25 protein-coding genes are annotated in these 25,615 nt (G+C 54.0%); 19 read left to right on the top strand and 6 right to left on the bottom strand.

The window, feature by feature from the left end; translation table 11 throughout:
• Window positions 1–39: 39 nt before the first annotated feature.
• The gene (locus P0X86_RS20210; RefSeq protein ID WP_213579120.1) at window positions 40–1,293 is read right to left on the bottom strand and encodes an MFS transporter; all 1,254 of its coding nucleotides are present in this window, start codon (window positions 1,291–1,293) and stop codon (window positions 40–42) included.
• Between the two features lie 29 nt (window positions 1,294–1,322).
• Window positions 1,323–2,369: an ROK family transcriptional regulator gene (locus tag P0X86_RS20205; RefSeq protein WP_277746312.1), complete on the bottom strand. Its 1,047-nt coding sequence runs from the start codon at window positions 2,367–2,369 to the stop codon at window positions 1,323–1,325.
• A 182-nt stretch (window positions 2,370–2,551) separates the two neighbouring features.
• Between P0X86_RS20205 and P0X86_RS20200 the strand changes: the two genes are divergently transcribed.
• Genes P0X86_RS20200 through P0X86_RS20185 form a run of 4 tightly spaced genes read left to right on the top strand, consistent with a single transcriptional unit; the run spans window position 2,552 to window position 6,703 of the window.
• Complete coding sequence (locus P0X86_RS20200; RefSeq protein ID WP_192571373.1) at window positions 2,552–3,604, top strand: LacI family DNA-binding transcriptional regulator; 1,053 nt, start codon at window positions 2,552–2,554, stop codon at window positions 3,602–3,604.
• A 25-nt stretch (window positions 3,605–3,629) separates the two neighbouring features.
• Window positions 3,630–4,790, top strand: coding sequence for a Gfo/Idh/MocA family protein (locus P0X86_RS20195; RefSeq protein ID WP_277746311.1), 1,161 nt, complete (start codon window positions 3,630–3,632; stop codon window positions 4,788–4,790).
• A gap of 53 nt (window positions 4,791–4,843) precedes the next feature.
• Window positions 4,844–5,575, top strand: a complete 732-nt coding sequence (locus P0X86_RS20190; protein WP_192571375.1) for a ThuA domain-containing protein — start codon at window positions 4,844–4,846, stop codon at window positions 5,573–5,575.
• A 21-nt stretch (window positions 5,576–5,596) separates the two neighbouring features.
• Complete coding sequence (locus P0X86_RS20185) at window positions 5,597–6,703, top strand: Gfo/Idh/MocA family protein (RefSeq protein WP_015736153.1); 1,107 nt, start codon at window positions 5,597–5,599, stop codon at window positions 6,701–6,703.
• 135 nt (window positions 6,704–6,838) lie between these two features.
• Here P0X86_RS20185 and P0X86_RS20180 read toward each other — a convergent pair whose 3' ends face one another.
• On the bottom strand, window positions 6,839–7,510 hold the full coding sequence (locus P0X86_RS20180) for a pentapeptide repeat-containing protein (RefSeq protein ID WP_096774375.1): 672 nt from the start codon (window positions 7,508–7,510) through the stop codon (window positions 6,839–6,841).
• Window positions 7,511–7,599: 89 nt separating this feature from the next.
• The gene (locus P0X86_RS20175; protein ID WP_277746310.1) at window positions 7,600–9,432 is read right to left on the bottom strand and encodes a DUF2334 domain-containing protein; all 1,833 of its coding nucleotides are present in this window, start codon (window positions 9,430–9,432) and stop codon (window positions 7,600–7,602) included.
• A gap of 177 nt (window positions 9,433–9,609) precedes the next feature.
• Between P0X86_RS20175 and P0X86_RS20170 the strand changes: the two genes are divergently transcribed.
• The 4 genes from P0X86_RS20170 to P0X86_RS20155 all read left to right on the top strand — a co-directional run bounded on the left by P0X86_RS20170 (window position 9,610) and on the right by P0X86_RS20155 (window position 11,769).
• Window positions 9,610–10,137, top strand: coding sequence for a GNAT family N-acetyltransferase (locus tag P0X86_RS20170; protein ID WP_277746309.1), 528 nt, complete (start codon window positions 9,610–9,612; stop codon window positions 10,135–10,137).
• Between the two features lie 105 nt (window positions 10,138–10,242).
• Window positions 10,243–10,578: a hypothetical protein gene (locus P0X86_RS20165; RefSeq protein ID WP_277746308.1), complete on the top strand. Its 336-nt coding sequence runs from the start codon at window positions 10,243–10,245 to the stop codon at window positions 10,576–10,578.
• Window positions 10,500–11,327 (top strand): redoxin domain-containing protein, encoded by an 828-nt coding sequence (locus tag P0X86_RS20160; protein ID WP_277746307.1) that lies wholly within the window; start codon window positions 10,500–10,502, stop codon window positions 11,325–11,327. The genes P0X86_RS20165 and P0X86_RS20160 overlap by 79 nt, the downstream gene beginning before the upstream one ends.
• A gap of 100 nt (window positions 11,328–11,427) precedes the next feature.
• Window positions 11,428–11,769 carry a hypothetical protein gene (locus P0X86_RS20155; RefSeq protein WP_277746306.1) on the top strand — a complete coding sequence of 114 codons (342 nt, stop codon included), beginning with the start codon at window positions 11,428–11,430 and terminating at the stop codon, window positions 11,767–11,769.
• Window positions 11,770–11,858: 89 nt separating this feature from the next.
• On the opposite strand, the gene P0X86_RS20150 is transcribed toward P0X86_RS20155, so the two are convergent.
• Window positions 11,859–12,752 carry a hypothetical protein gene (locus P0X86_RS20150; RefSeq protein ID WP_277746305.1) on the bottom strand — a complete coding sequence of 298 codons (894 nt, stop codon included), beginning with the start codon at window positions 12,750–12,752 and terminating at the stop codon, window positions 11,859–11,861.
• A 359-nt stretch (window positions 12,753–13,111) separates the two neighbouring features.
• Between P0X86_RS20150 and P0X86_RS20145 the strand changes: the two genes are divergently transcribed.
• The 11 genes from P0X86_RS20145 to P0X86_RS20095 all read left to right on the top strand — a co-directional run bounded on the left by P0X86_RS20145 (window position 13,112) and on the right by P0X86_RS20095 (window position 24,335).
• Window positions 13,112–13,957: a WXG100 family type VII secretion target gene (locus tag P0X86_RS20145; RefSeq protein ID WP_277746304.1), complete on the top strand. Its 846-nt coding sequence runs from the start codon at window positions 13,112–13,114 to the stop codon at window positions 13,955–13,957.
• 17 nt (window positions 13,958–13,974) lie between these two features.
• Window positions 13,975–14,175 carry a hypothetical protein gene (locus P0X86_RS20140; protein WP_009593141.1) on the top strand — a complete coding sequence of 67 codons (201 nt, stop codon included), beginning with the start codon at window positions 13,975–13,977 and terminating at the stop codon, window positions 14,173–14,175.
• A gap of 5 nt (window positions 14,176–14,180) precedes the next feature.
• On the top strand, window positions 14,181–14,507 hold the full coding sequence (locus P0X86_RS20135) for a DUF4176 domain-containing protein (RefSeq protein WP_277746303.1): 327 nt from the start codon (window positions 14,181–14,183) through the stop codon (window positions 14,505–14,507).
• Window positions 14,508–14,701: 194 nt separating this feature from the next.
• On the top strand, window positions 14,702–15,175 hold the full coding sequence (gene tnpA / locus P0X86_RS20130) for an IS200/IS605 family transposase (protein WP_277745902.1): 474 nt from the start codon (window positions 14,702–14,704) through the stop codon (window positions 15,173–15,175).
• A gap of 287 nt (window positions 15,176–15,462) precedes the next feature.
• Window positions 15,463–17,532 (top strand): bifunctional aldolase/short-chain dehydrogenase, encoded by a 2,070-nt coding sequence (locus P0X86_RS20125; protein ID WP_277746302.1) that lies wholly within the window; start codon window positions 15,463–15,465, stop codon window positions 17,530–17,532.
• A gap of 108 nt (window positions 17,533–17,640) precedes the next feature.
• The gene (rhaA, locus tag P0X86_RS20120; RefSeq protein ID WP_192571382.1) at window positions 17,641–18,906 is read left to right on the top strand and encodes an L-rhamnose isomerase; all 1,266 of its coding nucleotides are present in this window, start codon (window positions 17,641–17,643) and stop codon (window positions 18,904–18,906) included.
• Window positions 18,907–18,977: 71 nt separating this feature from the next.
• Window positions 18,978–20,447 carry a rhamnulokinase gene (locus P0X86_RS20115; protein WP_213579112.1) on the top strand — a complete coding sequence of 490 codons (1,470 nt, stop codon included), beginning with the start codon at window positions 18,978–18,980 and terminating at the stop codon, window positions 20,445–20,447.
• Between the two features lie 30 nt (window positions 20,448–20,477).
• Window positions 20,478–21,254, top strand: coding sequence for a DeoR/GlpR family DNA-binding transcription regulator (locus P0X86_RS20110; RefSeq protein WP_096774604.1), 777 nt, complete (start codon window positions 20,478–20,480; stop codon window positions 21,252–21,254).
• Window positions 21,255–21,357: 103 nt separating this feature from the next.
• Window positions 21,358–22,095, top strand: coding sequence for a (Fe-S)-binding protein (locus P0X86_RS20105; RefSeq protein WP_096774365.1), 738 nt, complete (start codon window positions 21,358–21,360; stop codon window positions 22,093–22,095).
• A complete protein-coding gene (locus P0X86_RS20100; protein WP_015736139.1) occupies window positions 22,082–23,602 on the top strand; it encodes a LutB/LldF family L-lactate oxidation iron-sulfur protein in 1,521 nt (506 codons plus the stop codon). The genes P0X86_RS20105 and P0X86_RS20100 overlap by 14 nt, the downstream gene beginning before the upstream one ends.
• Window positions 23,595–24,335 (top strand): LutC/YkgG family protein, encoded by a 741-nt coding sequence (locus P0X86_RS20095; protein ID WP_213579111.1) that lies wholly within the window; start codon window positions 23,595–23,597, stop codon window positions 24,333–24,335. Before P0X86_RS20100 ends, P0X86_RS20095 begins: the two co-directional genes overlap by 8 nt.
• Window positions 24,336–24,525: 190 nt before the next feature.
• Here P0X86_RS20095 and P0X86_RS20090 read toward each other — a convergent pair whose 3' ends face one another.
• Window positions 24,526–25,380 (bottom strand): SDR family oxidoreductase, encoded by an 855-nt coding sequence (locus P0X86_RS20090; protein ID WP_090908383.1) that lies wholly within the window; start codon window positions 25,378–25,380, stop codon window positions 24,526–24,528.
• Between the last annotated feature and the right edge of the window lie 235 nt (window positions 25,381–25,615).

The raw sequence follows: 25,615 nt of genomic DNA, 5'->3' as shown, positions 1-25,615 counted from the left end.
TGTAAGCTGAGAGGGCTCCCTTTCATGTTGATTCGAGTATCAAATTAATTGCTTGCGGACTTTTAAATAACGGTATAAGACGATGCCGAATAGCGAACATAGGACGGCACATAATCCAATGAAGCCATAACCGGCCTGGAGCCCGCGCAGCAGGCCGAGCTCTGTACCGCTGCCGTACATTTGCTTGAATCCGTTCGTGATCGCGCCGATCGCGTAATTGCCGATGACGCTGCCGATCCCCATCATGGTGACGGTGAACGTAATCGCGGTGTCGCTCTCATTCGGATATCTTTTGGCAATGAGAGCCATGACCGTCGGATAGATCGGGGCAATCCCGATGCCTGCCGCCGCAAACAGGAAGGCGTAGGATTCTCCGCCGAAAATCGCGACAAACGTACATACTCCGGTCAGTCCGGACAGAATGATGATGGACAGCGTGAAGCCGATCCGGTCCGTTATCGGGCCAAGCAGCAGGCGTGCCGCCGAGAAGCAGAGGAAGAACGCGGATAGCATGCCGGCTGCCGCTGCAGGTTCCCATTTGTACGATTTTTCAAGAAAGTTGACGAGCCATCCGCCAACCGCCATCTCCGATACGACGCCGAAGGATAGGATCATGACGACCAGCCACAGCGCGGGATCTTTGACCAGCAGCTTCAGCGGAGTCCGTTCCGTTTCGGATAGATCGTCCCCGGGAAACTTACTCATGAGTGCCGGGATCATGGGAAGTATGGATAACATCAGCATGGCCAGGTACATGCCCCGCCAATCCAGCGTGTAATTAAACACGGTAACGGTCATGAGACCGGATGCAATCATCGGGGCCACCGTTGAGCTGATACCGTAGAAGAAATGGGACAGGTTCATCATCGTGCCCGTATTGCGCACAAAGATCCGGGCTGACAATATCGCGAGGCCGATCTCCAGCATACCGTTCCCAATGTACATTAAGAAGTAGGATGCGGTAAACAGAGGGTAGTTGTGGGACAGGAAAATCAACACGCCCGAGATGGCCATCGATCCGAAGGCAGCCATGCTGACCCATTTGATTCCGATCTTCCGGGTCAACAGCGCGGTGAAGGAGCACGCGATCAGGTACCCGAGCGCGTTCAGGGAGAGCAAGGTGCCGATCTGCATTTCATCCAATCGAAAATCGAATTGGATCCGCGGAATGGCGGGCCCCTTAATATTCTCCGATATCCCGAATATGATAAAGCCTAGAAAGATCGTTGCCAAATGCAGAGTGTAGTCTTTGCTCAATTTAGGTTTTGTTTTTGGTTGAAGGTCAGTATTCACGGTTAATCCCCAATCGTCATTGTTGAATTTTACATTGCGCTTGTATCGGATATCATCATATCCAGAGCGATCCGCTGCAAGCCGGCTAGATAGTCGTGTTCCCAATCGCGAAGCAGCATTTCGGGAAGATGCCGCTTCGGCACGTAGGCGGAGGCACGCTCTTTAATGGAGACAAGGGCGGAGGGCGAGAGATTATGCTCGCACCACAGAATGGCATCGGGATTGAGAATCGCGGCGAAGGCGGCACTTAGCCGGCTTAACGCATCGATTTGCTCCTGATCCGGCTCGATGAGACTGCTCATCACGGAACGATTACGTTCCAATATGTCTTGAAAATTGCTGCCCTCGCTCATCGGGACGAAGCCGATCTCGCCCGTGAAGAACGAGCGGCCGCGAACGACGTTTCCATTAATGAGCAGTCCGGCCCCCGGTCCGTTGTGACCGAGGTACACGTATACGAGGGAAGCCTCCTCCGAGCCGCTGAGATTGTGGTAACCGAGCACGGCTGCATTCATGTCATTCTCTACGATGACAGGAATGGAGAACAGATCCTCCAGGTAAGATTGGAGGTTGTAATCCTGGAATGTTCCATACGACGGCACATGGAAAATAAGACCGTCCCGCACCGCCGCCGGCATGCCAACGGCGATGGAGCGTATCTCTGGATAACGGCGGGTCCAGTTTGCCATTTGGGAAGCCAAGGCTTCCGGTCCACGATGAAGGATGCCGTCTTCAGCCTTCCGCTCGAGCAAGTCGCCGTTCCAATTAAAAACAGTGTATACGCTCTGCTCTTTCTCATAATAAACGGCGAGACCCAGCATATAGTCCGGATTAAAAGCATAACGGTTCGCACGTCGGCCGCCGCTGGATTCATCCTGCCCGAGCAGGTTGACTTCACCTTCCTGCACCATGAGCTCCATAACTTTGCTAACAGTCGGAAAGCTGATGCCGAGTCTTTCGCTGAGCTCGGCTTTGGTTCCGCTCCCCAGCTCCAGCAGCGTCGAACGGAGCGCGCGCCGGACGGCGAATTTCATGGATTGCGGCGTAGGCAAAGCTTCTTTGCGCGTATGAATCACCTCGTTCACTCTTTTTAAACGTGTTTAATAAGTCTATGGGGATGATTATTGCACATCCGATAAGACGGTGCAAGAACAATATGTTGGTTTCAAAAAGAATAGGATGAAGGATGGGAAAGCGGTTGACAACAGCCATGCTCCATGAGAAAATGTACGCGCGTACATAAATTGCAGGAGGCTTGATGATTATCGCTAGTCGTAAAGAGGTAGCACAGCTTGCCGGCGTTTCGGAAGCAACGGTATCCCGCGTCCTGAATGGTGTCGGGCCGATCAAGGAGGAGACCAAGCAGCGCGTGCTGGAAGCGGCGGATCGGCTTGGATATACCCCAAGCGCGCTAGCCCGCAGTTTTGCGCGGCGCAGGAGCGGTAATCTTGGCGTCGTTATGCCTTACCTGCCGAAAGCTCGCATATTCTCCGCCTATTATTTTTCGGAGATCCTCAGCGGCATCGGCAGTAAGGCGCTTGAGAGCAAGCATGACCTTTTGATGCTGTTCCGTGAACCCGGCGGTTCGATGGATTACTTGAACCTGTTTCGTACCCAGAAGGTGGATGCCTGCATCATTCTCGGCGCCAGGGACGATGAAGGCGAGCGCGCAGCCATCAAACAGCTGAGTGAAGCGGATCGCCCTTATTGCCTTATTAATCAATACTTTGACGGCGAGGCGTTTCACGTCATGGATGCCGATCATGTGGAAGGCAGCTATCAAGCCGTTCATCACTTGATCGGGCAGGGATTCCGGCAAATTGCTTTTCTTAATGGCCCGCCCCAGTATTCCAACAGTCGCGACCGGCTGAAGGGGTACACCCGGGCGCTGGACGAAGCGGGAATCAAGCCGGATGAATCCTTGCTGTTCGAGGGCAACTTCAGCCGCAAGAGCGGTTATGCCGCAGCCGAGCTAATCGCCGGGAAGCTGGACCGGATCGAAGCGGTGTTTGCGGCCAATGACCGCATGGCGATCGGATTACAGCAGGGCCTGCGCGCGTTAGGTATTGCAGAGGATCGAATGCCTGCCTTTGTCGGTTATGACGACTCGGAGGCTGCAGAGCTCTGCACCCCGCCGCTCACCAGCGTAAGAGTTCCTTTCTATGAACTGGGATATCTTGCCGCGGAGCATGTGCTTCGCCTGCTGGACGACTCCGATTCGCCGGACGGCAGCGGATCGAACGCCGCGCTGCATCGGCAGCTGCCTACTCGCCTGGTGGTCCGCGCATCTTCGCTTCATCAAAATCAATGAACCCTTATTCAAGGAGGAATGAAAGATGAAACAATTACGTGTCGGCATGATCGGATATAAATTCATGGGCAAAGCCCACAGCAACGCATATCGAAGCCTTCCGATGTTTTTTCCGAAGGCGCTGAAGCCTGAAATGGTGGCAATCTGCGGCCGCAATGCGTCGGCCGTGCAAGAAGCGGCGGATCAGCTGGGCTGGCGTGAAAGCGTTACCGATTGGAAGCAGCTCGTGAATCGGGAGGATATCGATCTGGTCGATATCAATGCTCCAAGCGACGCCCATAAGGAAATTGCGTTGGCCGCGGCGAAGGCCGGCAAGCATATTTTCTGCGAGAAGCCGCTCGCGCTGACCTTGGCCGACGCCAGAGAGATGCTGCAGGCGGCGGAAGATGCGGGAGTCACCCATATGGTCGGGTTTAACTACAGATTTTCTCCGGCCGTAAGACTGGCCAAGAAATTGATTGATAGCGGCAGATTGGGCCAGATCTATCACTTTCGTGCCTGGTTTCTGCAGGACTGGATCATGGACCCGCAGTTCCCGCTGGTATGGCGGTTGCAGAAGGAAGTGGCCGGCTCCGGATCGCATGGGGATCTGGGCGCTCACCTGATCGACCTCGCGCATTATCTGGTCGGGGATATGCAGGAAGTAATCGGGATGAGCGAGACCTTCATCAAGGAGCGTCCCATTGCCAGCGAGATGACCGGATTAAGCGCAAAAGGAAGCGAAGGCGGCCCCATGGGCCAAGTTACGGTAGACGACGCTACGTTATTCATGACACGCTTCGAGAATGGGGCGCTGGGCAGCTTCGAGGCAACGCGGTTTGCCGCGGGACATCGCAGCACCAATTCCTTCGAGATCAACGGCAGCTTGGGCAGCGTGAAATTTGATTTTGAACGGATGAACGAACTGGAGGTTTACTTCACGACCGACGATGAGGACGTTCAGGGCTTCCGCCGGGTACTGGCTACCGATCCCGTACACGATTATATGGAAGCATGGTGGCCGCCGGGGCATACGATCGGCTTCGAACACACCTTTACGCATGAATTTCTTGAGTTGTCGAACGCGATTTCGGAGGGACGGCAGCCGGGTCCTAATTTCGCGGACGGCGTAAAATGCCAAGCCGTCCTGGAAGCCGTGGATAAATCGATCGAAGAACGACGCTGGGTGCAGCTGTCTGAAATGTAATCATAATCATTCGGCCAGGGCTTGGCCGGACACATAAAAAAGGAGTGCTACGCATGAAAAAGGCTTTAATCGTATGGGGCGGCTGGGACGGACACGAACCGGAGCAGGTTGCCGGCATTTTCGCGGAATTGCTTCGGGGCGAGCAGTATGAAGTGGAAGTATCCGACACGCTGGATGCATTTAACGATGCGGAGAAGCTGCAGGCATTGGATCTGATCGTGCCGGTATGGACGATGGGCGAAATATCGAAGCAGCAAGTGGAGAACGTATCGCTTGCCGTGCAGAAGGGAACCGGCTTGGCCGGCTGCCATGGCGGGATGTGCGATTCTTTCCGCAATAATGTGGACTGGCAGTTCATGACGGGAGGAAACTGGGTTGCGCATCCGGGAAACGACGGAGTGGAGTACCGGGTCGAGATCAAATCCAGCTCCAGTCCGCTTGTCGAAGGGCTGCAGGATTTCACCGTGGCATCCGAGCAGTATTATCTGCATGTGGATCCGGCCGTCGAAGTGCTGGCCACCACCCGTTTTCCGGTTGCGGCAGGACCGCATCTGCTGAACAAAGCGGTTGACATGCCGGTGGCGTGGACGAAGCGCTGGGGATACGGACGGGTGTATTACAATTCGCTAGGTCATCATGCAGATATCGTCGACATGCCGCAGGTGAAGGAAATGATGCGGAGAGGACTGCTGTGGGCCGCCGAGGGCAAGTCATTGTATGCCGGCTCGGACATGAGTTTCTTTACCGAAGGTCAGGGCTACACAGGCATGGGAGACAGCCAATAAAGGCAGAAGGAGACTGGGATCATGAAGAAGGTAAAGGTAGGCATTATCGGCTGCGGTAAAATCAGCGGCATTTATATGGAAAACTGCCACAAGTTCGACATCCTCGAGCTGACGGCCTGTGCGGATATCGATCGAGCCCGTGCCGAGGAACAGGCCGCCAAATATAATATCCCGAATGTTTATACCACCGAGGAGCTGCTCGCGGACCCGGAAATTGAGCTGGTCATTAATCTGACGATTCCTGCCCTTCATGCGCAAATAATGCTGGATGCATTGGAAGCCGGCAAGCATGTGTACGTCGAGAAGCCGCTGGGCGTAACCCGGGAAGAGGGCAGAGCGGTGTTGGACATGGCAGCAGCCAAAGGGCTGCTGGTAGGATGCGCCCCCGAGACATTCCTTGGAGCCGGTATCCAAACGGCCCTGAAGCTGATTGAGGATGGACGTATCGGCAAGCCGATCGCAGCTACCGCATTCATGATGAGCCGCGGACATGAGCATTGGCATCCGGATCCGGAATTTTATTATGCCGCCGGCGGCGGTCCGATGTTTGACATGGGGCCTTACTATCTGACGGCACTGGTCCAATTGCTGGGACCGATCCGCGGTATTAGCGGAATGACCGGCGCTGCGCTCGCGGAGCGGACCATTACCAGCGAGAAGAAGCAAGGGCAGAAGATTAAGGTAGACATTCCTACGCATGTAGCCGGACTTATCGATTTTCAGAATGGAGCCATCGGCACGCTGATTACGAGTTTCGATGTTTTTGGAGGCAGCACGCTTCCTAATATTGAGATTTACGGCACCAAGGGTACGCTTCTCGTTCCGGATCCCAACACCTTCGGCGGGCCGGTAAAATACCGATTGACCGGTGAAACCGAGTGGACGGAAGAACCGCTGCTTCCGGGGTATAACGAGAATACGAGGGGGATCGGCCCTGCGGATATGGCCTACGCCATCCGGAGCGGAAGAGCTCATCGAGCGAGCGGCGAGCTTGCCTATCATGTGCTTGAAGCCATGTGGGGGTTCCATGATGCTTCCGATGATGGCAAACGGTATGAGATGTCCAGCACCTGCGACATCCCGGCACCGCTTCCGCTTGATTTGCCGAAGTACACCCTGGATCAATAATATTGCGTCACATGTTAAAAGAGGCTTATCCCAAAGGTCAACTGGACCCGGGGTAAGCCGCTTTATACTGTGTCGGGAACTCTATATCGCACTGGCTAACCTGTCTATTCCGAACTGGAATGGAGCGACAAGAGGTTATTCTTTTACGACAAGACCGAATATTTTCGTTAGCGGAATGGCTTGATGCGGCGATATAATGCATCCTTGAAGATCTTCCAGCGTCGCGCCGATATGGTGGAAGTCCGTTCGGCTTAGATCGATTCCCGCAAGCTTCGTGCCGGAGAACTGCGATTGATCGATCTGGCAGTCCATAAACTCTACCTTGCTTAACTCGGAATGATAAAAATCCGATTTGACGAGCGATGTCGATTGGAAGGATACCTGCTTCATGTTGGCAAACCGGAACGTGGCATAGTCGCCCGTACAATGGTCGAATACGACATTACGGATGGTGGCGGCCGTCAGGTCGAGCCCCAATATTTTGCAATGATTAAATTGTACCCGATACATGATGGCCTCGCTGAGATCAACATTGGACAAGTCGCAGTGGTTGAACACGAGGTCCGTCAGCTCGGCATGATGGAGCGTGACGTGCTGGAACGTCACGTTATCGAAGATCATTTGGTCGAACTGAACCTTGTTGGCCGTAACATAGACAAGCGTCTCGTCCTGACAAGCGGATTGAACGAACGAGGATTCGTCGTCAACACCGGCGTCGGACAGGATCACAGGCTCAAGCTGCTTGGGGAGCTTGGGTTTCACGATTTTGATCGGTGCCGATGAACCGGCCGCATTGGGGGGTGCCATGATTTTTTCCTCCAAACATAGGAATAAGGATTGAAATAATAACTTAACGGAACACACCGCATAGGTTTGAATAGAAGTATAACATGTCCTTATCCCATTGTCCGGTCCCTCGCATTGATGGCGGCGTCCAGGGTTCCGCCGTGCCGATTCGGTGACCATGCCAGCAGACTGACGCGGCCGTTGCCCGATAGATCAGCAAGGAAAGGCATCGTCTGTTCTCCGGCAGCCCATGGCCCAAAAGATTCTTCCTGCCTGCCGAAGGCCGTTCCCGAGCTGTAAAGGATGAACCACTTCCCTGAAGCAGGTTGAACGAGAACCAAATCTTCCAGCTCGTCTCCATCGACATCCCCTAACAGCACGGATAGGGGCGAATCCAAGGGATCCTCGGCGGAATACCAAACGCCGGCATTCCGAAGCCGTGTACCGCTGCTTAGCCAGACCTGACATGCTCCGGAGGCGGAGTTCCACACCACCAGATCATCCAGGCCATCGCCATTTACATCTCCGATGCACGGTATCATATCATTGCTCTGTAAGGAAACCTCATGCTGAATAAGGGGAGGAGAAAAGCTCCCCCCGGAGCTGTAAGCGATGGCGGCTTTACCGGTGACGTCATCCCATAGAAATAAATCATCTCTGCCGTCCCCGTTTAAATCTCCCGTTAAGGTTTTCCAATTCATGGCTCCGGGCTCGGACAGCCAAATCCCGTCAGGTGCCAAACGGCTGCTGCCGGCGCCCAAGGCAACATGGCATATCCCAAGCTCTGCATGCCATACTGCCGCGTCGATAAAGCCGTCGCCGTCGAAATCGCCTGTCATTGCGGTGCCGCTAGGGGTTGGCGGCCAGTCGGCCAATAGCGGACGTATCGAATGTATGCCATTATGGATTCTAAGGGGAGACCGGATCCCAATATCCATAGCGTACCAAATGTTGCTGGCCTCGTCCCGAATGATCCATCGGTTCGGGAGCTTGTTTCTTTTGGCATGCAGAAACTTGGGACGCTTCATGCTCAACCTATCCGACAGCCGGGTTTCCCTGAAATCCGGTATGAAGGGGAGGATGGAGGTTAAGGATACGAACGATTTGCGCTCCCTCTCGAAGAACCGAAGGATCCTTCTGAGCGGCGAGTGTTGGTCATAATGCACGGTGCCGTCATCAAGGAATCGGATATATGGAAATTCAAGATAAGGGTGGTAAAAGAACGAGGCCAGTTCGCGTTCACCCGTGAAATCCTTTAAAGTCTGTTCCATCCGAGCAACTTCGGCTTCGATGTTATGGCCTGAAACATAATAAAGCGGCGTGGGTACATAGATGGTTCCGTTCGTCAACGGATCGTCCGGGTTGTGCCGGAGCACGGCTGTCTTCGCATTCGGTTCGTCCGGCGGAGATTCGTACAGGACCCCGTTGCAGATCTCGATGATCTGCCGCTGAACCGGCGATGCGGCATAATGCGGCGTCTCGAACCAGGCCGCGGCAAAGCCCGCCGTTTGGAACGCTTGATGCCCTAGCTGAACCCGCCGATAGGCATAGGATTGCTGCAGCTGCAGGAGCGAAGCCACAGCCTCGGGGAGATCATCCGGCGGACAATCGGCGGCGCATTCCGAATATGCAAATTCGAATCCGTCGCCGCTTGCCGATCTCCCGTACTGATGCGTATAGCCGTGAATGCCAAGCGAGGCGCCGAGCGCTGCCATCGTGCGGAGCAGCCGCACAAACCGAAGGGAAGCTTCATCCTGCAGGTCGGCTATCGAACGGTCCGTATGTTGCGCCGGATCAACGTATCGGGGAATAACGGCCAGATGAAAGGGGATTCGCAGCTGGTGCAGGAATCTTGCGATGACAAGCAGCTTCGCTTGTTGTTCTTCCGTCCCGTACCATCCGCCAGGGCCGATATCTTCAAGCCGTATCATTGCTTTATTCATGTACAGGCCCTCCTTTCATGGGCATCCGAGCGCCATGTGGTATCCGATACATTTTATTTATGCTAGTTGTGGGCTTAGCGTCATCAGGGATGAAGCAATCAATGATAAAAAAAGGATCTTCGAGCCTCTCCGCGAATACCAAGAGATCAAGAGAGGAACAGGAGGAAGTGGAAGACCATGCAGATTCGAATTGCAAACGAGCAAGATGCCGAAGGCATTGCTAGCGTACATGTAAACAGCTGGAAAACGACGTACAGGGGGATCGTCGATAATGATTTTTTGCAAAAGCTTTCCGTTGCGGACCGCGTAGAAGGCTGGCGCAGGAAGCTTGCTAATATGCCCGAAGACGAACAGCTACTGGTTATTTCAGACGAACATGGCAAGGTTTACGGGTTTATGTCGTACGGGACGGAGCGAGAGCAGAAGATCTCCCATGAAGGAGAACTCTACGCGATCTATCTCTTGGAAGAAATTCAAGGGCAGGGATGGGGAAAACGGCTATTTGCCAGGTTGAAGGAATTTCTGCAAACGAGAGGATATCGTTCGTTGTCGGTTTGGGTGCTGGTAGGCAATAAAGCCGAGCAATTTTATAGACATATGGGCGCTCAAGAGCTGAAGCAAAAAGAGATTGTCATCGGGGGAAAAAGACATGCCGAATTGGCACTGCTTTGGAGTTCCCTTGACCAAATCCGCTCATCTTCCTGAAGGTCTTCGCTTGGTTTTACATTAATGAGAGAATCCACTATGATGGAGATATACCCCGGCGGGTAACTCTATTTTTGATTTTGCCGCATTATAGGAGGTTCGCATTTGAGTATTATTCCGATAGGTCCGTTGATGATCCGAGCCGATATTGTGATATTTCTGATCTGCGCCGCGGCCGGGTTCGCCGCGCTTCGCATTCGTTTGCGCCAGATGCCGCAGCGGGAATGGATCCTGGACACCTATTTATCCGTCATCATCATAGGTTTTCTCTCATGGAAATTCGGGATGCTGGTGTTCGATCCGATCCGCACCCTCCAGCATCCGACCTCGCTGATCTACATGACGGGGGGAGTCAGGGGCATATGGCTGGGGGTTGTTCTCGCTATCGTCTACGCTGCACTTCGCTGGAACAGGAAGAGGGGGAGTCTGGCCTGCTGCTGAAATCGGCGCTGTTATCGGCCTTTGCAAGCGGAACGGCAGGGTATCTCTTTCAGTGGCTGTGGGCGGATGGTGCGAGTGTGACGCCTTCTCTATTCTATGCTCTGCTGTTCGGCGTCTTGCTGACGGTCAGCTGGCTTCGCTTCCAGACACCGCTGCCGCAATTCCTTACGCTGGGATTAGGAAAAAACAGGGCGGTCCTGGTCGTGATGGCAGCTCTCTTCGCGTGGGTCATTTATGACTTCGCTTCGAACACGGCCAGCGAGCGGGAAGCAGCCGCACCGCCGCATCAAGAGGGAAGCCAGGAAATCGCAGCGGAAGGTTTGAAGCCTGGGCTTCGCGCGCCGGATTTCACGCTGACCGATTCAGAAGGCCGGGAGATCAAGCTGTCCGATTATCGCGGGCAAACCGTTCTCCTTAATTTTTGGGCCTCCTGGTGTCCCCCTTGCAAGGTCGAAATGCCTTATATGCAGGATTTTTACGAGAAGCATCAGGATGAGGATGTTATCATACTGGCCGTCAATATGACCCATCTGGAAAAAAGCATGAGCGAGGTACAGTCTTTTGTTGAGAAGAACGGCATCACCTTTCCCGTCATGTACGACCAGCATGGTGAGACCACCGGGCGGTACGAGGTGGTGGCTTATCCGACCACCTACGTCATTTCGCCTGGCGGCATCGTATCGGAACGGTTTCAAGGCGCGATCGACGAAGATATCATGGCCAGAGCTTACCGTAAGGCTAGCGAATAAGTAAGGTTAAAGGCGGAATTTTGGTTGCGTGGACTTCTATCTCTGCCGCCTTCTCCCCAGAAGGAATATAATACACAAACGCTCGGGAGGGGGAGAAGGATTGCAGCCAATACCAATTTCGGCAGAAGGATGCAAAGGTTACGTCGGCAAAACCGTTTGCGCTGTCATGCGTGATGGGACGGAAGTCGTGGGGACGATTCGCGGTGTACATGATCGGGGTCTTGAACTCGAATTTGCGAACCCATCCGCATATATATTGTCCGCCAAAGGGAAAAAGGGCAGAAAATCTTCGAAGTCGACCAAAGGCGGTGCACAAACGTCCGCATTTGGACCGTACGGCTACGGCGGTTTTGGACCATATGGAGGCTACGGTTTCGCAGGCAATGTGCTTGCTTGGGAAGCCATTGCCTTGTTGTTCCTCATTCCGTTTTTATTTATCTAAACCCACATCAGGATATGGATCAAGGCCAGCAGTTTTCGATGAGACAGTCGGGGAAGGTGCCCCATACTGTCTCTTTTTCTATGTCCATTTTATAAATTTCGCGTGGATCGGTTACGGTTGAAAGGTTCGGCGGATGCATCGGATTGACTGATCAGCCATATCACAGGCGTAAAGGCAACGAGAAAACAGCTGCCCGCCAGAATCGGCAGCAAGGACCATTCCGCCACGGAGTAACCGAGAAGCGTCTGCCATCCGATGGCGATCAGACCGAATAAATAGGCGAGACCGCTGATATGGATGATGATCGGTTTAACGGCAGCATTGACGGATTTTCTCATGGACAGCCAGGCCACCAAAGGAATGGCCTGCAGTGCATGAAACCCGAGTCCGTGCAGCCAAATGATATTGCCGCCGATCCCGGTGAAACGACCCGCGTTGATGGAAATCCAGATGCCTGCCGCAAAAGATACGAGCACCGCGATCATGGCATAACGGATGCCGAGACCAAGCTCCGGATGGGCCTCTATTACACGTTTGCGGAAATATTGAGCCCCCAGGATCAGGTAAAACACGATGAGCAGAAGCGCAACGGCAGGAAAAATCGTGGAGATGACATGATCGAAGGATGAACCGTTCCGAACGAACCTCGGATCGACGCCGCGGAAATGTTGTACGGTCTCGGCGAAGTAGGAGAACAACACTAGGGGGATGTAACAGCAGCGGTAGATCGATTGGCTTCGTGGCCGCATGCCGGAAACCGGTAGAATGCTTGCGGTTGATAGGATGAATATTCCCAGGGCCGCGTTGAAGGAAAAGGCTTTGGAGACATCTCCGTCCGGTGAGACAGGTCCGCCATGGAGCAGCACCCATACCCCGCAAATTCCGGCCAGCAAAAAGCCGAGCAGACCCGTCAGCATGAGCCATGTCTCCTGTTTATTCAGCCGGTATGCCCCGCTGGCCGCTTCACGTGCAAGTTGGTTCATAATGAATACCCTCTTTCGGAAAGATGAATTGTTTCTAATGTACAAGAGATCGGGAGCTGCTTTAACGGGCTGGGGATGTAATGGGCACCGTACCCCGGGATGATTTCATGGCTGGGCTTAAGCCGGGGATGAGATGGCTGTTCATCCGCATGGGGAATGAGGAGGCCAGTGCTTTTTTACTAGATCGGGACCTGATGAAAATGAATCCTTCGCTTGATTGTCCCTTTCCTGTATACCTACTAAAATTGAAAAATGTGGTTATTCGCTTGGTAGATCGGTTTAACAGTTTATGGAATTGAAATTTGTTTGTAGACTGCCTGAAGAAGCAGGGCGGCGAGACAGAAGGGGCGTCCGTATTTATGTCCAATCGAATATTAGTTACACCCGAGCAGCTGGAGCAGGTATCCGCGCAATTTGCCCAATCAGGGCAACTTAGCGGCGATATGGTGCAGCGGCTTCAGCGAAGCATTCACGAAATGGAAGGTCAGTGGGATGGGATGACCCGCGAGCGGTTTTACGGGGATTATCAGCAGGCCAGGACGACGATGCTCAAGTTTGTGGAGTGTTTGCAAACGATATCCGCCGAGCTGAAGCAAATATCCGTCAAATTCCGTTCCACGGATGAAATGGTGAACGGTGCTGCAGCTGGAGGAGCCGTAGCAGGCGCGGGCATTATGGCAGGGGCGGCAACCGGAGCGGGAATCGCTGCGGCGGCAGGCGCTGCATCCAAGACTTCCGGCGTGACCGCTAAATCCTCAAGCAACCCGCTGGATGCAGCGCTCAAAGGAGTAGAAGTGGAAGGCAGCGTAATCAAGCACGAAGAGAATGGACTTTTTGCCAAAGCAATAACAGGCAGCGCGGGAGCAAGCTTATCCGAAGGAGCGCATGCCAGCGGGGCTGTTGTTGAAGCAGGCTATGCGAATGATCATGTCGAAGGATCGGTTAGCCTGGTGAAGGCCGAAGTCGAGGCGGCGGTCAAGGACGGCACGCTTAGCGTCGGAGCTGAGGCTACATTAAACAAATATGAGGGCGGCGTGAATATTCCGCTTCCTTGGACGGATAAAGAGCTGCACATCGGAGGTTCCGCTTCACTGGGCGTACTCGGCGCATCCGCGGAGGTGGGCAAGAGCGGCTTGAAGTTCCACATCCCGTTGGGACCGGGAGCAAGCCTCGTCGGAGTCGGCGGAGCAATTACGGTAAAATAGAAGGGGGCGCACAGCCGATGAGCGACAGACAAAAACGGTTCAAATACATAATGGTGATTATTGCTATCGTCGGCGTTCTGGGCACGGTGATTCCCAATCTGCTGGACACGAGTTACGCGGCAGCGGAAAAAGCCGTCATCTGCCTATCCTTTCTCATTGGAGTACCGCTCGTAGTGTCGATTGTCTATTGGATCGGTAAAAAAATAATGAAGGGTTGATCAACATGGAACAGCATGAGCAAACGGAGCAGAAGCTGCTGCCAATCGGATCTGTCGTCAAGTTCAAGGATTGGGACCAGACGCTGATGATCTATGGCCGAATGCAGAACGATTCCAAGACGCTAAAGCGTTGGGATTACGTTGCCTGCTTCTATCCTCACGGAAATCTGACCGCGGATTCCAACATCTTTTTCAACCATAAGGACATCTCGGAAATCGTATTCACGGGTTACATCAACGAGGATGAAATTGCATTCCGTGATGCATTGTTGGAAGGAATTGCAAAAGCGGATCAAATGGCGGCCGCGGGCTCCGGCTCGGACCATTCATAAATCAAATATAGCAGCTCGGTTCGTAAAGCAGCTCTGACAAGAGCTGTTTTTTGTTTAGGCTTTAGCCAGTTGAGCACGCGAAGCGTGCGAAACATAAAACCACCTGCTATGCGGGTGGAGGAATCAAGGGTTACACCAATAAGACCATTCCGATAACATTGAGATGTTCAGGTTCAACGGAAGGAATGGTCTTAATGGCAAACAAGAATTATAGCTTAGCTCACACGAAGTGGATGTGCAAATATCACATCGTGTTCACCCCGAAGTATAGACGTAAAGAAATATATAATCAAGTGAGAAGAGACTTGATCGAGATCTTCAAGCGTCTATGTAAATATAAGGGAGTGGAAATCATAGAAGGTCATATGATGCCAGATCATGTGCACATGCTGGTAGCAATACCTCCTAAAATAGCTGTATCAACATTCATGGGATATCTGAAGGGAAAAAGTGCGCTAATGATCTTTGAGAAGCATGCCCAATTAAAGTATAAGTACGGGAATCGAAAATTTTGGGCGGAAGGCTATTATGTAAGCACAGTAGGATTAAATGAAGCAACCGTCGCTAAGTATATTCGCGAGCAAGAAGCACATGATCAAGCAATAGATAAGCTGAGTGTAAAAGAGTATGAAGATCCATTCGGTGGTAAAAGTAGCAAAAAGAAATAAACCAGTTTAACTGGTAAGTGGAAGTGACAAATAACACTGAGCCTGAACAGATTTGAGGTCAGGCTAGCGTCTTTAGGCGCAGTTTGGCAACAGGGGGTTATACCCCAAGTGCAAACCACCCGTTGGACGGGTGGTTCTGATTTGTACGGGAGTTGCATTGAAAACCAAACAAACAAATACAATATCTTCGTTTATTTTTGAAAATACGCTATTCAAAAATAAACGGGCGTGTTAATATGGGAAACAAATGAAAGCAAATTCATATGGTCAATCGGAGGGGAAGCTTCATGGTTCAGAGCTTATGGGAACAATCAAAGGCACAGCAGGCACAAAATACATTGGATGAGCTTGTCTATCGCTCGAATTTGATTGGTGCCGACCGGCGCGTATGCAACTGGGGCGGCGGCAACACATCCAGTAAAACAACGATTCAGGATTTTCGCGGCAACGACGTCGAGGTGATGTACGTAAAAGGCAGCGGATCCGATCTGGCCACCATGAAAGCGGGCAATTTCACAGGCTTGCGCATGGAGGATATCCGGCCGCTGTTCGAACGAGATTCGATGTCGGATGAGGAGATGGTGGCATATCTTGGACATTGCATGGTAGATGCGAAGCACCCGCGCGCTTCTATTGAAACGCTGCTGCACGCGTTCTTGCCGTTTCGGCATGTGGACCATACGCATCCGGATGCCATTATCAGCTTGTGCTGCGCCCATAACGGCAAAGAATTAGCCCGGGAAATTTTCGGCGACCGATTCGTGTGGGTTCCATATGTCCGCCCTGGCTTTACGCTGTCGAAGATGATCGCGGAAGGGGTGCTGGCTAACCCGAACGCCGAGCTTGTGCTCATGGAGAAGCACGGCCTTGTAACCTGGGGCGATACCTCGGAAGCTTGTTACGCACAGACGATTCGCATCATAAGTAAAGCGGAAGCCTTCATTGAAGCCCGAGTGAACAACGACAAGCTGTTCGGCGGCCGGAAGCATGCGCCGCTTGCCGCGGAAATCCGCCGGAGCATCGCTGCGGAAGTGATGCCTGCCGTACGCGGCGCCGTCAGCGACGCGAAGAAAATGATCCTATCCTTCGATGATCAAGACGATGTGCTGGACTTCGTCGGCGGCATCGATTCGCCGAAGCTGTCCCAAGTAGGCGCCGCTTGTCCGGATCATCTGGTTCATACCAAGGTTGTTCCCCTCTTCATCGATTGGACGCCGAACGCTGAAGATATCGAAGGCCTTAAGGCAAAACTCATCGAAGGCATTGCGGCATACAAAGCGCAGTATCAAGCCTATTTTGAACGCAACCATCATGAAGGCGACGTCATGTTCGAAGCGGCTCCGCGAGTCATCCTGATTCCCGGAATCGGAATGATCAACACCGGCAAGAGCTGGGCGATGTCGCAAGTCAGCGGCGCCCTGTATCATCGGGCAATCGCGGTCATGCGCGGCGCAACGGCGCTCGGCGACTTCGTATCCCTGAGCGAGAACGAATCCTACAACGTGGAGTATTGGCCGCTGGAGCTGTATAAATTGAGCCTTGCACCGGCCGAAGCGGAGTTTTCGCGGCAGATTGCTTTTATCACCGGGGGAGCCGGGGGGATCGGCAGTGCCGCGGCGCGCAGGCTGGTAGCCGAAGGAGCCCATGTCGTGCTGGCGGACCTAAATCTCGAAGGCGCGCAGCAGGTTGCCGAGGAAATCAATGCAAAGTACGGGGAGAATCGGGCATTTGCTGTTAAAATGGACGTAACCGACGAAGAGGCCGTGCAGCGCGCCTATCGCGAAACCTCCGTAACTTATGGCGGTGTCGATATTATCGTGAACAATGCGGGCCTTGCAACGTCCAGCCCGTTTGACGAGACGTCTCTAAAGGAATGGAACCTGAACATGAACGTGCTGGGCACAGGTTATTTCCTCGTGGCCAGAGAAGCCTTCTCCTTGATGAAGGTACAGGGTATTGGCGGGAGCATGGTGTTTATCGGATCGAAGAACTCCGTTTATGCCGGAAAAAATGTGACCGCATACAGCTCAGCGAAAGCGCTCGAGGCGCATTTGGCCCGCTGCATCGCTGCCGAGGGCGGGGAATACGGCATCCGAGTGAATACGATCCTGCCTGACGCGATATTGCAAGGCTCTGCGATCTGGAACTCGAACTGGAGAAACGAGCGGGCTGCAGCCTACGGGATCGAACCGGATCAGCTGGAAGAGCACTATCGGAAACGCACGACACTGCTCGTGAACATCTATCCGCAGGACATTGCCGAAGGCATTGCATACTTTGCTTCGTCCAAATCTTCGAAGACGACCGGCTGTATGCTGACGATTGACGGGGGAGTACCGGCAGCGTTTACTCGATAATCGAAAGAATGAGTAACCAACCTAACGCAAGGAATCAAGAATTCTTATTAAGATGGGGCGCTGGGTTGATTCAACCCGGCTGTCCTCATTCATATGGGAGGATATGCGATGAGGCAGGACGTTGCAAGGAACTTTGAGGAAGCTAAACAGCTCTATGGGCAGCATGGCATCGATGTGGACCAAATCTTGACGGAACTTGAGCGCATCAAAATCTCCATCCATTGCTGGCAGGGAGATGATGTTCGCGGATTCCTGTTCCGTGATCAGGACCTGTCCGGCGGCATCTCCGTGACCGGGGAATATCCCGGGGCAGCCGAAACGCCGGACCAGCTGAGGGCCGACCTGGAAAAAGCGTTGTCGCTCATTCCCGGATCCCACAAAGTGAATCTCCACGCGATTTATGCGGATACCGACGAGTCCGTTGATTTGGATCAGCTGGAGCCGAGGCACTTCCAGTCCTGGGTGGATTGGGCCAAGGAGCAGGGGATCGGACTCGATTTTAATCCCACCTGCTTTTCCCACGACAAGTCGAAGGACGGGTTTACGCTGAGTCATGCCGACCCGGCGATTCGTCAATTTTGGATTGAACATTGCAAGGCTTCGCGAAGAATCGGAGCTTATTTCGGTGAACAGCTGGGTCAGACCTGCGTGACGAATATTTGGGTTCCGGACGGTTACAAGGATATGCCGGTAGACCGAATGGCACCGAGACAGCGGCTGAAGGATTCGCTGGATGAGATTTTTGCCGAGGATATCAATCCGGAATGGAATTTGGATGCCGTCGAGAGCAAGCTGTTCGGGCTCGGCTCCGAAGCCTACGTTGTGGGCTCGCACGAGTTCTACATGGGGTATGGCATTCGGAACAACAAGCTGATCTGCCTGGATGCGGGTCATTTTCACCCAACCGAGAGCATTGCCGGCAAACTGTCGTCGCTCGCCCTTTTCACCGATGGACTACTCCTTCACGTCAGCCGGCCGATGCGCTGGGACAGCGACCATGTCGTCATCATGGACGATGAGCTGACAGAGATCGGCCGCGAGCTGGTGCGCAATCAACTGCTGGATGTTACCCATATCGGCCTGGATTTCTTCGATGCCAGCATTAACCGCATCGCTGCGTGGGTTATCGGAACCCGCAATACGATCAAGGCGCTGCTGCGCGCCAAGCTTGAACCGGTCGATCGGCTGAAGCAGGCTGAACTTGAAGGCGATTACACGACCCGCCTGGCGTTGACCGAAGAGTTTAAATCCTATCCGTTCGGAGCGGTCTGGGATTACTATTGCGAACGTTTGGGAGTGCCGGTCAGAGAAGAGTGGCTGTCCGAAGTGAAACAGTATGAACAGGACGTATTGCTGAAGCGTTCGCAGGCATGAGAAGAGATGGAATCGTCATCGGGTTCATGCCCGAACCGTTGATTATGATCTGACAAGGAGGCTGGGGAGCGTTGAGCGTTCTTGCATTTGATTTGGGAGCAAGCAGCGGTAGGGCGATGCTGGGCCAGCTGAACAGCCGCACCATCGGCGTGGAGGAAATTCACCGGTTCCCGAACGATCCCGTTCGAATCGGCGACCGCTTTCAATGGGATATCTTACGGATCTACCATGAGATGAAACAGGGCTTGCTCAAGCTGAAGGGGAAACATCGCTTGCCGTCGAGCATCGGCATTGATACCTGGGCGGTGGATTTCGGTCTCCTGGATCGGGGCGGGGAGCTGCTCATGAATCCGTATCATTATCGGGACACGCACACGGATGGCGTGATGGAACAGGTCTTCCGGGAGCTGACGCCTGGAGAAATTTTTGATCGGACGGGAATACAATTTCTCTCGTTCAATACGATGTACCAGCTTGCTTCGCTCCAACGGAAGAAACCCTATCTGCTTCAAGAGGCTGAGCGATTCTTAATGATCCCCGATTTGCTGCGCTACTTCTTGACGGGCGAGATGGCGAACGAATTCACGAATGCGACCACGACGCAGCTGTATAACCCGCACTCGGCCAGCTGGGATGATCATCTATTGAAATCAATGAAGATCCCTCATGGGTTATTTCATCCTGTGGTTCAACCCGGTACCCATATCGGGGGGTTAAGGCCTGCCGTAACCGAGGAACTGGGGCTTCCATCCATCCCGCTTTATGCGGTTGCAGAGCATGATACGGCTTCCGCCGTGGTTGCGGTTCCTGCATTGGAGCGGTCGTTCGCCTATTTGAGCTGCGGCACCTGGTCGTTGATGGGGACCGAGGTCGACCAGCCGGTCATTCATGAAAGGGCCCGTGAGCTGAACTTCACGAATGAAGGAGGCGCATACGGCACGTACCGGCTGCTCAAGAACATCATGGGGCTGTGGATCCTGCAGGAATGTCAGCGGACCTGGGGGCGGGAAGGGATGTCGTATTCGTATCCCGAATTGGTTCATATGGCGGAAGCGGCACCGGCATTTGCTTGCTTCATCGATCCGGACGATTCCATGTTCCTCCCTGCGGGAGACATGCCGAAACGGGTAAGGGAATATGCTGCCCGCACGAACCAGGGCGTTCCGCAGAACGAGGGCGCGCTTGTGCGCTGCATTATGGAAAGCTTGGCCATGCAATACCGATATGTGCTGGAGTTGACCGAGGAATTGTCCGGACGGAAATTTCAGGGCTTGCATATGGTAGGCGGTGGCATTCATAATGAAACATTATGCCAGTGGACGGCGAACGCCATTGGGAAGCCGGTATGGGCGGGGCCTGCGGAAGGCAGTGCCATCGGCAATATGGCCGTACAGTTCATTGCGCAGGGCGAGCTGTCCGATATATGGGAAGCGCGCGCAGTCATTAGGGAATCCTTCCCGGTCAAGACCTACGAGCCGCAGGATGCCCCCTTATGGGAGGAAGCTTACGGGGTGTTCGGTCAGCGGACCGGGAAGAGATAGAATATACGAACAGTAAGGATGGGCGGTATGATGCTGGTTGCAGAACGATATGAGAAAATAGTACAGTTGGTCAACGAAAGAGGGAGCATTCGAGTCTCCGAGCTGAGTCAGCTCTGCGGCGTAACGGAGGAAACGATTCGCCGCGACCTTGACAGGCTGGAGCAAGCAGGGCGCCTGCGCCGTTCCCACGGGGGAGCGGTTAGCGTGAAGGATCAACCGGAAATTCAGCGGTCTCAGCCGGAAATACCGTATGCTGAACGGGAAATCATGCATGCGCTGGAGAAGCAGCGAATCGCGGAGGAAGCGGTCAAGCGAATCCATCCGAACGACCGCATCCTGCTGGATGCAAGCTCAACCGCGTGGTACATGGCCAAGATCATACCGGACATTCCGATTACCGTGCTGACGAATTCGATTAAGGTGGCCGCTGAGCTGAGCACCAAGGAGCGCGTTCAGGTCATCTCGACGGGCGGGATCCTGGCTCATCGTTCCTTGTCCTTCGTCGGTCCGCTGGCGGAGCGTTCGCTGGAAGCTTACTACGTGGATAAAGCCTTCCTCTCCTGCAAGGGCGTGCACATGGACCGGGGCTTGAGCGAATCCAATGAGCTGCAGGCGAGAATCAAGCAAAAAATGATCGGGATGACGGATGAGACCATTCTGCTTGCCGATGCCAGCAAATTCGGCACGCAGGCTTTTGCGCAGGTCGCCGACCTCGCCGAAGTGAACCTGATCATCACCGACCGGAGATTGACGGAAGAGGAAGCGGCGCCTTATCGTGCGCTGGGTCTTCGAATCGAATCCGTATAGAGCAAGCTGCTGGATCATATCAACATGGAATCCCCCCGTTCCGGGGGGTTCTTGCTAGAGGCCGACTCATCGGCCTATCCTGACGATTAGCGGGGTGAAGAGGTTGAAGATTTCATTGTTTGTCACTTGCCTCAGCGATGCCTTGTTCCCGCGGGTAGCTGAATCGATGGCAAGACTGCTGGCAAGGTACGGCGTGCAGCTGGAATTCCCGGAAATCCAGACCTGCTGCGGCCAACCTGCCTACAACAGCGGTTATTGGGAAGAGGCGCGCATCAGTGCCAGGACGATTTTGGACGCTTTTGACGACAGCGACTTTGTGGTGTCCCCTTCGGGGTCCTGCACGTATATGATTCATCATTATCCGGATTTGTTCAAGGACGATCCCGTTTACCTGGATAAAGCGAAAGCGCTTCAATCCAAATGCTATGAGTTTACGCAATTCCTCGTCGACGTGCTGGGCGTGACCGATGTTGGCGCCGTCTATCCGCGCAAGGTAACCTATCATCCTTCCTGCCACGGCAGCCGCCTGCTCGGGGTGAAGGACGAACCGATGAAACTGCTGAGTCACGTCAAAGGGCTGGAGCTCGTCCCCTTGCCGTTTGCCGAGGATTGCTGCGGGTTCGGGGGAACGTTTGCCGTGAAAATGGCGGATATTTCGGGCGCGATGGTAACGGAGAAAAGCGATCATGTGCTGGAAACCGAGGCGTCCGTGCTGGTCGGACTTGACATGGCCTGCCTCATGAATATTGCCGGCAATCTGCGACACCGGGGCGAGAAGGTTCAGGTCAAGCATTTGGCCGAGCTTTTGTACGAGGGGGTGAGCGTGCATGAGCACAGCTGAGACGAAAGCGCAGACGGTGAAGGAGCGTGCAGGTTACGCTCTGAACAATGAGTTTCTGCGCAATGCGGTGAAGTTTACGACAGAACGGCTGCGGCTTGGCAAAAAGCTGGCGTCGGAGGAGCATGGCAACTGGGATGCGTGGAGGGAACGGGGGCGCCAAATCCGGCTCCATACCATTGCGCATTTGGATTATTATTTGAATGAGTTTGCCGAGCAAGCCAGGGCGAACGGAGCGCATGTCCATTTTGCGGAGACGGCAGAAGAAGCGGTTGCGATCTCCCTGCAGATAGCGGAGCATAAGTCGGCCAAATCCGTCGTCAAATCGAAATCGATGGTGTCCGAGGAGCTGCACCTGAACAAGGCACTGGATTCCATCGGGGTAGAGGCCGTGGAAACGGATCTCGGCGAGTACATCATTCAGCTTGCGGATGAAACGCCATCCCATATTATTATTCCCGCCATCCACAAGAACCGTTATCAGATCGCAGAGTTGCTGTCCGCGGAGGCGGGAGAAGCGCTGCCGCCGGATACGGCGATTATGGCGGGTTTCGTCCGCATGAAGCTGCGCGAGAAATTTCTCGAAGCGGACATTGGCATGACGGGCTGTAATTTTGCCATCGCCGAGACGGGCTCTATGGTCCTGTTCGAGAATGAAGGCAATGCCCGGATGGTGACGACCGTGCCGAAGACGCAGATCACCCTAATGGGCATGGAGCGGATTATACCCTCATGGTCTGACCTCGAGGTGATGGCTACCTTGCTGCCGAGGTCCGCGACCGGCCAGAAACTGACGGTATACATGTCCGGCATCAGCGGGCCGAAGAGAGAGCTGGATGCCGATGGACCAGACGAAATGCATATTATCATTATTGATAACGGGCGCTCTCTCCAGCTCGGCGACCCGGAATTCCAGGAGCTGCTCAATTGCATACGATGTGGCGCCTGCCTGAATGCTTGTCCGGTATATCGCCATATTGGCGGGCACGCCTATGGAGGCACGTATAGCGGCCCAATCGGTGCCGTATTAACGCCGGCCTTGAACAAGAACGTCGCGGAATGGGACGATATCGCCAACGCATCCAGCCTGTGCGGCGCCTGTTATGAAGCATGCCCGGTCAAGATCCCGCTGCATGACATGCTTGTATCCTTGCGCCGCCGGAAGATCGAAGCCGGACGCGGCGATAAGCTGGAAGCGATGGGGATGAAAGGCTTCTCGGCGGTCATGGGTAATGCCAAGCGTTACCGCAGCGTGGTATCCCTCGGAAAATGGGGCCAGAAGCTGGTGGTGCGGGGCGGAGAGATCCGAACGAGAATCGGTCCTTTGAAGGGATGGAATTCGTACAGGGTGACCCCAAGCCTTCCCAAACATTCCTTCCGTGATCGATGGCCCGAGATGGAGCAGGATATTCGCAGAACCTCGGGGACCATGGATCCCGTAATCGCCGATCGGTTGAGCGAGCGGCTTCGGCAGCAGAAATCCGGGAAGGGGGAGAATGCGCATGACTAACGAAACCGATCGCGGCTGGTTAACCCGTCTAGAAGAACAATCCCGCAGGAAGCAGGAGCAGTTCATGGATGGGATCGCCGCGAAGCTGGGTAGAGATCGGATTCGCTCCGCTCCGGAGCACCCTTTCCGCGGTGCCCCGGATTTCTGGAAAGAATTTAATTGGCCGCTCGAGGAGAAAATTACGCAGTTTACCGCGAACTTTGAAGCAGCCGGAGGCCATGTGGTCAGACTGAGCCATCGCGAAGAGGTCACCCGGTTTATCAGGGATAAAGCGATGGAGATGAGCGCAGCTACGATTCTTCGTCAGCAGGAGGACGCGCTGGATCGACTGTGTCTGGAAGAGAGTCTGCCGGATGCGCTGGTTCTCTCCTGGAACGAAGCGGCGGACACGGATTGGAGGGCTGTCGCCGCCAGAGCCGACTTCGGCGTTGTCATGGCCGATTACGCTGCGGCCTACACCGGTTCGATTACGGTGAAGTCCGCCCCGCATAAGGGCCGTTCGGTCAGCCTGTTGCCGACCGTACTGATGGCTATCATTCCAATCGACAGAATGGTTACCCGATTAGGAGAGATTCTCGTACAGTTCGATCAGGCCGGACGTGAGCAGCTGCCAGCAGGGATCCATTTCATATCGGGTCCGAGCCGTTCCGCCGATATCGAGAACGATCTGACGATTGGTGTTCACGGACCCGGCATCGTATATGCCTTGCTGGTAGATTCCTACGAAGCATAATATGTAATCTTAAACGCAAGATGAGCCCCGAGCCGGGAGCAGTCCGTTGGATGCTCCCGGCTTGGGGCTCATTTAGATTATAGAAAGACATAAGTTTTCAGAGAAACTGAAAACTCGATTCACACCTATTCCGCCTTCTGTTTCCGTCTTCGGTGAAAGTAGATGGAACGCTGCTTTTCTTGCGTATATGCTATTTGCCTTTGCGCGTCAGCTCGGCCAACCGATCCCACTGCTCATGGGTCACTTCGGCCAGCTCGTTGAACTGTCCTGCCCCCTGCAGCCATTCGCCGCCGTCGATGGTGATCACGTCGCCATTAATATAGCCGGCATAATCGGAAATCAGATAGGCGGCGAGATTAGCCAGCTCCTCAGCATCCCCAACGCGCTTGAGGGGGATGCGGTCGATCATTTTCTGTTCCAGTTCCGGCGTTGGGGATAATCTTGACCAGGCGCCTTCGGTTGGGAACGGCCCCGGGGCGATGGCTACCTGGCGTATGCCGTATGGTGCCCATTCCACGGCCAGGGAGCGCGTCAGCGCAAGTACGCCTGCTTTGGCAGCCGCGGACGGGACCACGTAGCCAGAGCCCGTAGAAGCGTATGTGGTGACGATGTTGAGCATCGTTCCGCCTTTGCCTTGTTCGATCCAGCGTTTGCCGACCTCCAGGGTGGCGTAGAAGGTGCCGTGCAGCACGATGTTGAGCACGGCATCCACAGCCCGAGGAGAAAGGCGCTCCGTGGGGCTGATAAAGTTCCCGGCCGCATTGTTGACAAGCACATCAATGCCTCCGTAATGCTGCTCTGCCGCTTCAACAAGAGCCGAGATTTGCGCAGGGTCGCGAACATCGCAGCTTTTGTACCATACCTCGCAGCCCTTCTGCTTTAATTCCTCAGCGGTCTGCTGCAGCACTTCTTCCCGGCGTCCGCATATGGCGAGCTTGGCTCCCAGCAGCGCGAATTTCTCTCCCATGGCGCGCCCCAGGCCCGTGGCGCCTCCCGTAATCAAAACGACTTTATCGCGAAGCAAATCGTCGGTGAACGGTCCCATCGAAAGCTCCCCTTTCAGGCAGATATGGATTTTCGGATCCTTTGTCCGCGTTCTTTATAGAACAGGCTGCATACATTCAATGCTTATTTTCTTGCAACCGCTTACTTTAAGCGTAACATGGTTAACGAATCCAGTCACCACTTTGTTTGATCTGATATGGCGTAAGTGGATAAAGTGAACTCCTCCAAAGAAATCGGGCCGCAGCAGAACATAATCCCCTAATTCAGTTTCAGAA

The sequence above is a fragment of the Paenibacillus sp. BR1-192 genome, assembly GCF_029542445.1.
Lineage (GTDB): Bacteria > Bacillota > Bacilli > Paenibacillales > Paenibacillaceae > Paenibacillus_AQ > Paenibacillus_AQ lautus_A.
This window is presented reverse-complemented; position numbering and strand designations above follow the sequence as displayed.

What these genes read in the sequence shown, in the direction of transcription:
- P0X86_RS20150 (WP_277746305.1), bottom strand. Translation starts at nt 12,752, where the DNA reads ATGAACCAACTTGCACGTGAAGCGGCCAGCGGGGCATACCGGCTGAAT.
- P0X86_RS20180 (WP_096774375.1), bottom strand. Translation starts at nt 7,510, where the DNA reads ATGGCACCCCCCAATGCGGCCGGTTCATCGGCACCGATCAAAATCGTG.
- rhaA (WP_192571382.1), top strand. Translation starts at nt 17,641, where the DNA reads ATGAGGCAGGACGTTGCAAGGAACTTTGAGGAAGCTAAACAGCTCTAT.
- P0X86_RS20175 (WP_277746310.1), bottom strand. Translation starts at nt 9,432, where the DNA reads ATGAATAAAGCAATGATACGGCTTGAAGATATCGGCCCTGGCGGATGG.
- P0X86_RS20110 (WP_096774604.1), top strand. Translation starts at nt 20,478, where the DNA reads ATGCTGGTTGCAGAACGATATGAGAAAATAGTACAGTTGGTCAACGAA.
- P0X86_RS20195 (WP_277746311.1), top strand. Translation starts at nt 3,630, where the DNA reads ATGAAACAATTACGTGTCGGCATGATCGGATATAAATTCATGGGCAAA.
- P0X86_RS20200 (WP_192571373.1), top strand. Translation starts at nt 2,552, where the DNA reads ATGATTATCGCTAGTCGTAAAGAGGTAGCACAGCTTGCCGGCGTTTCG.
- P0X86_RS20185 (WP_015736153.1), top strand. Translation starts at nt 5,597, where the DNA reads ATGAAGAAGGTAAAGGTAGGCATTATCGGCTGCGGTAAAATCAGCGGC.
- tnpA (WP_277745902.1), top strand. Translation starts at nt 14,702, where the DNA reads ATGGCAAACAAGAATTATAGCTTAGCTCACACGAAGTGGATGTGCAAA.
- P0X86_RS20170 (WP_277746309.1), top strand. Translation starts at nt 9,610, where the DNA reads ATGCAGATTCGAATTGCAAACGAGCAAGATGCCGAAGGCATTGCTAGC.
- P0X86_RS20135 (WP_277746303.1), top strand. Translation starts at nt 14,181, where the DNA reads ATGGAACAGCATGAGCAAACGGAGCAGAAGCTGCTGCCAATCGGATCT.
- P0X86_RS20145 (WP_277746304.1), top strand. Translation starts at nt 13,112, where the DNA reads ATGTCCAATCGAATATTAGTTACACCCGAGCAGCTGGAGCAGGTATCC.
- P0X86_RS20140 (WP_009593141.1), top strand. Translation starts at nt 13,975, where the DNA reads ATGAGCGACAGACAAAAACGGTTCAAATACATAATGGTGATTATTGCT.
- P0X86_RS20160 (WP_277746307.1), top strand. Translation starts at nt 10,500, where the DNA reads ATGGCTGGGGGTTGTTCTCGCTATCGTCTACGCTGCACTTCGCTGGAA.
- P0X86_RS20100 (WP_015736139.1), top strand. Translation starts at nt 22,082, where the DNA reads ATGAGCACAGCTGAGACGAAAGCGCAGACGGTGAAGGAGCGTGCAGGT.
- P0X86_RS20095 (WP_213579111.1), top strand. Translation starts at nt 23,595, where the DNA reads ATGACTAACGAAACCGATCGCGGCTGGTTAACCCGTCTAGAAGAACAA.
- P0X86_RS20125 (WP_277746302.1), top strand. Translation starts at nt 15,463, where the DNA reads ATGGTTCAGAGCTTATGGGAACAATCAAAGGCACAGCAGGCACAAAAT.
- P0X86_RS20090 (WP_090908383.1), bottom strand. Translation starts at nt 25,380, where the DNA reads ATGGGACCGTTCACCGACGATTTGCTTCGCGATAAAGTCGTTTTGATT.
- P0X86_RS20190 (WP_192571375.1), top strand. Translation starts at nt 4,844, where the DNA reads ATGAAAAAGGCTTTAATCGTATGGGGCGGCTGGGACGGACACGAACCG.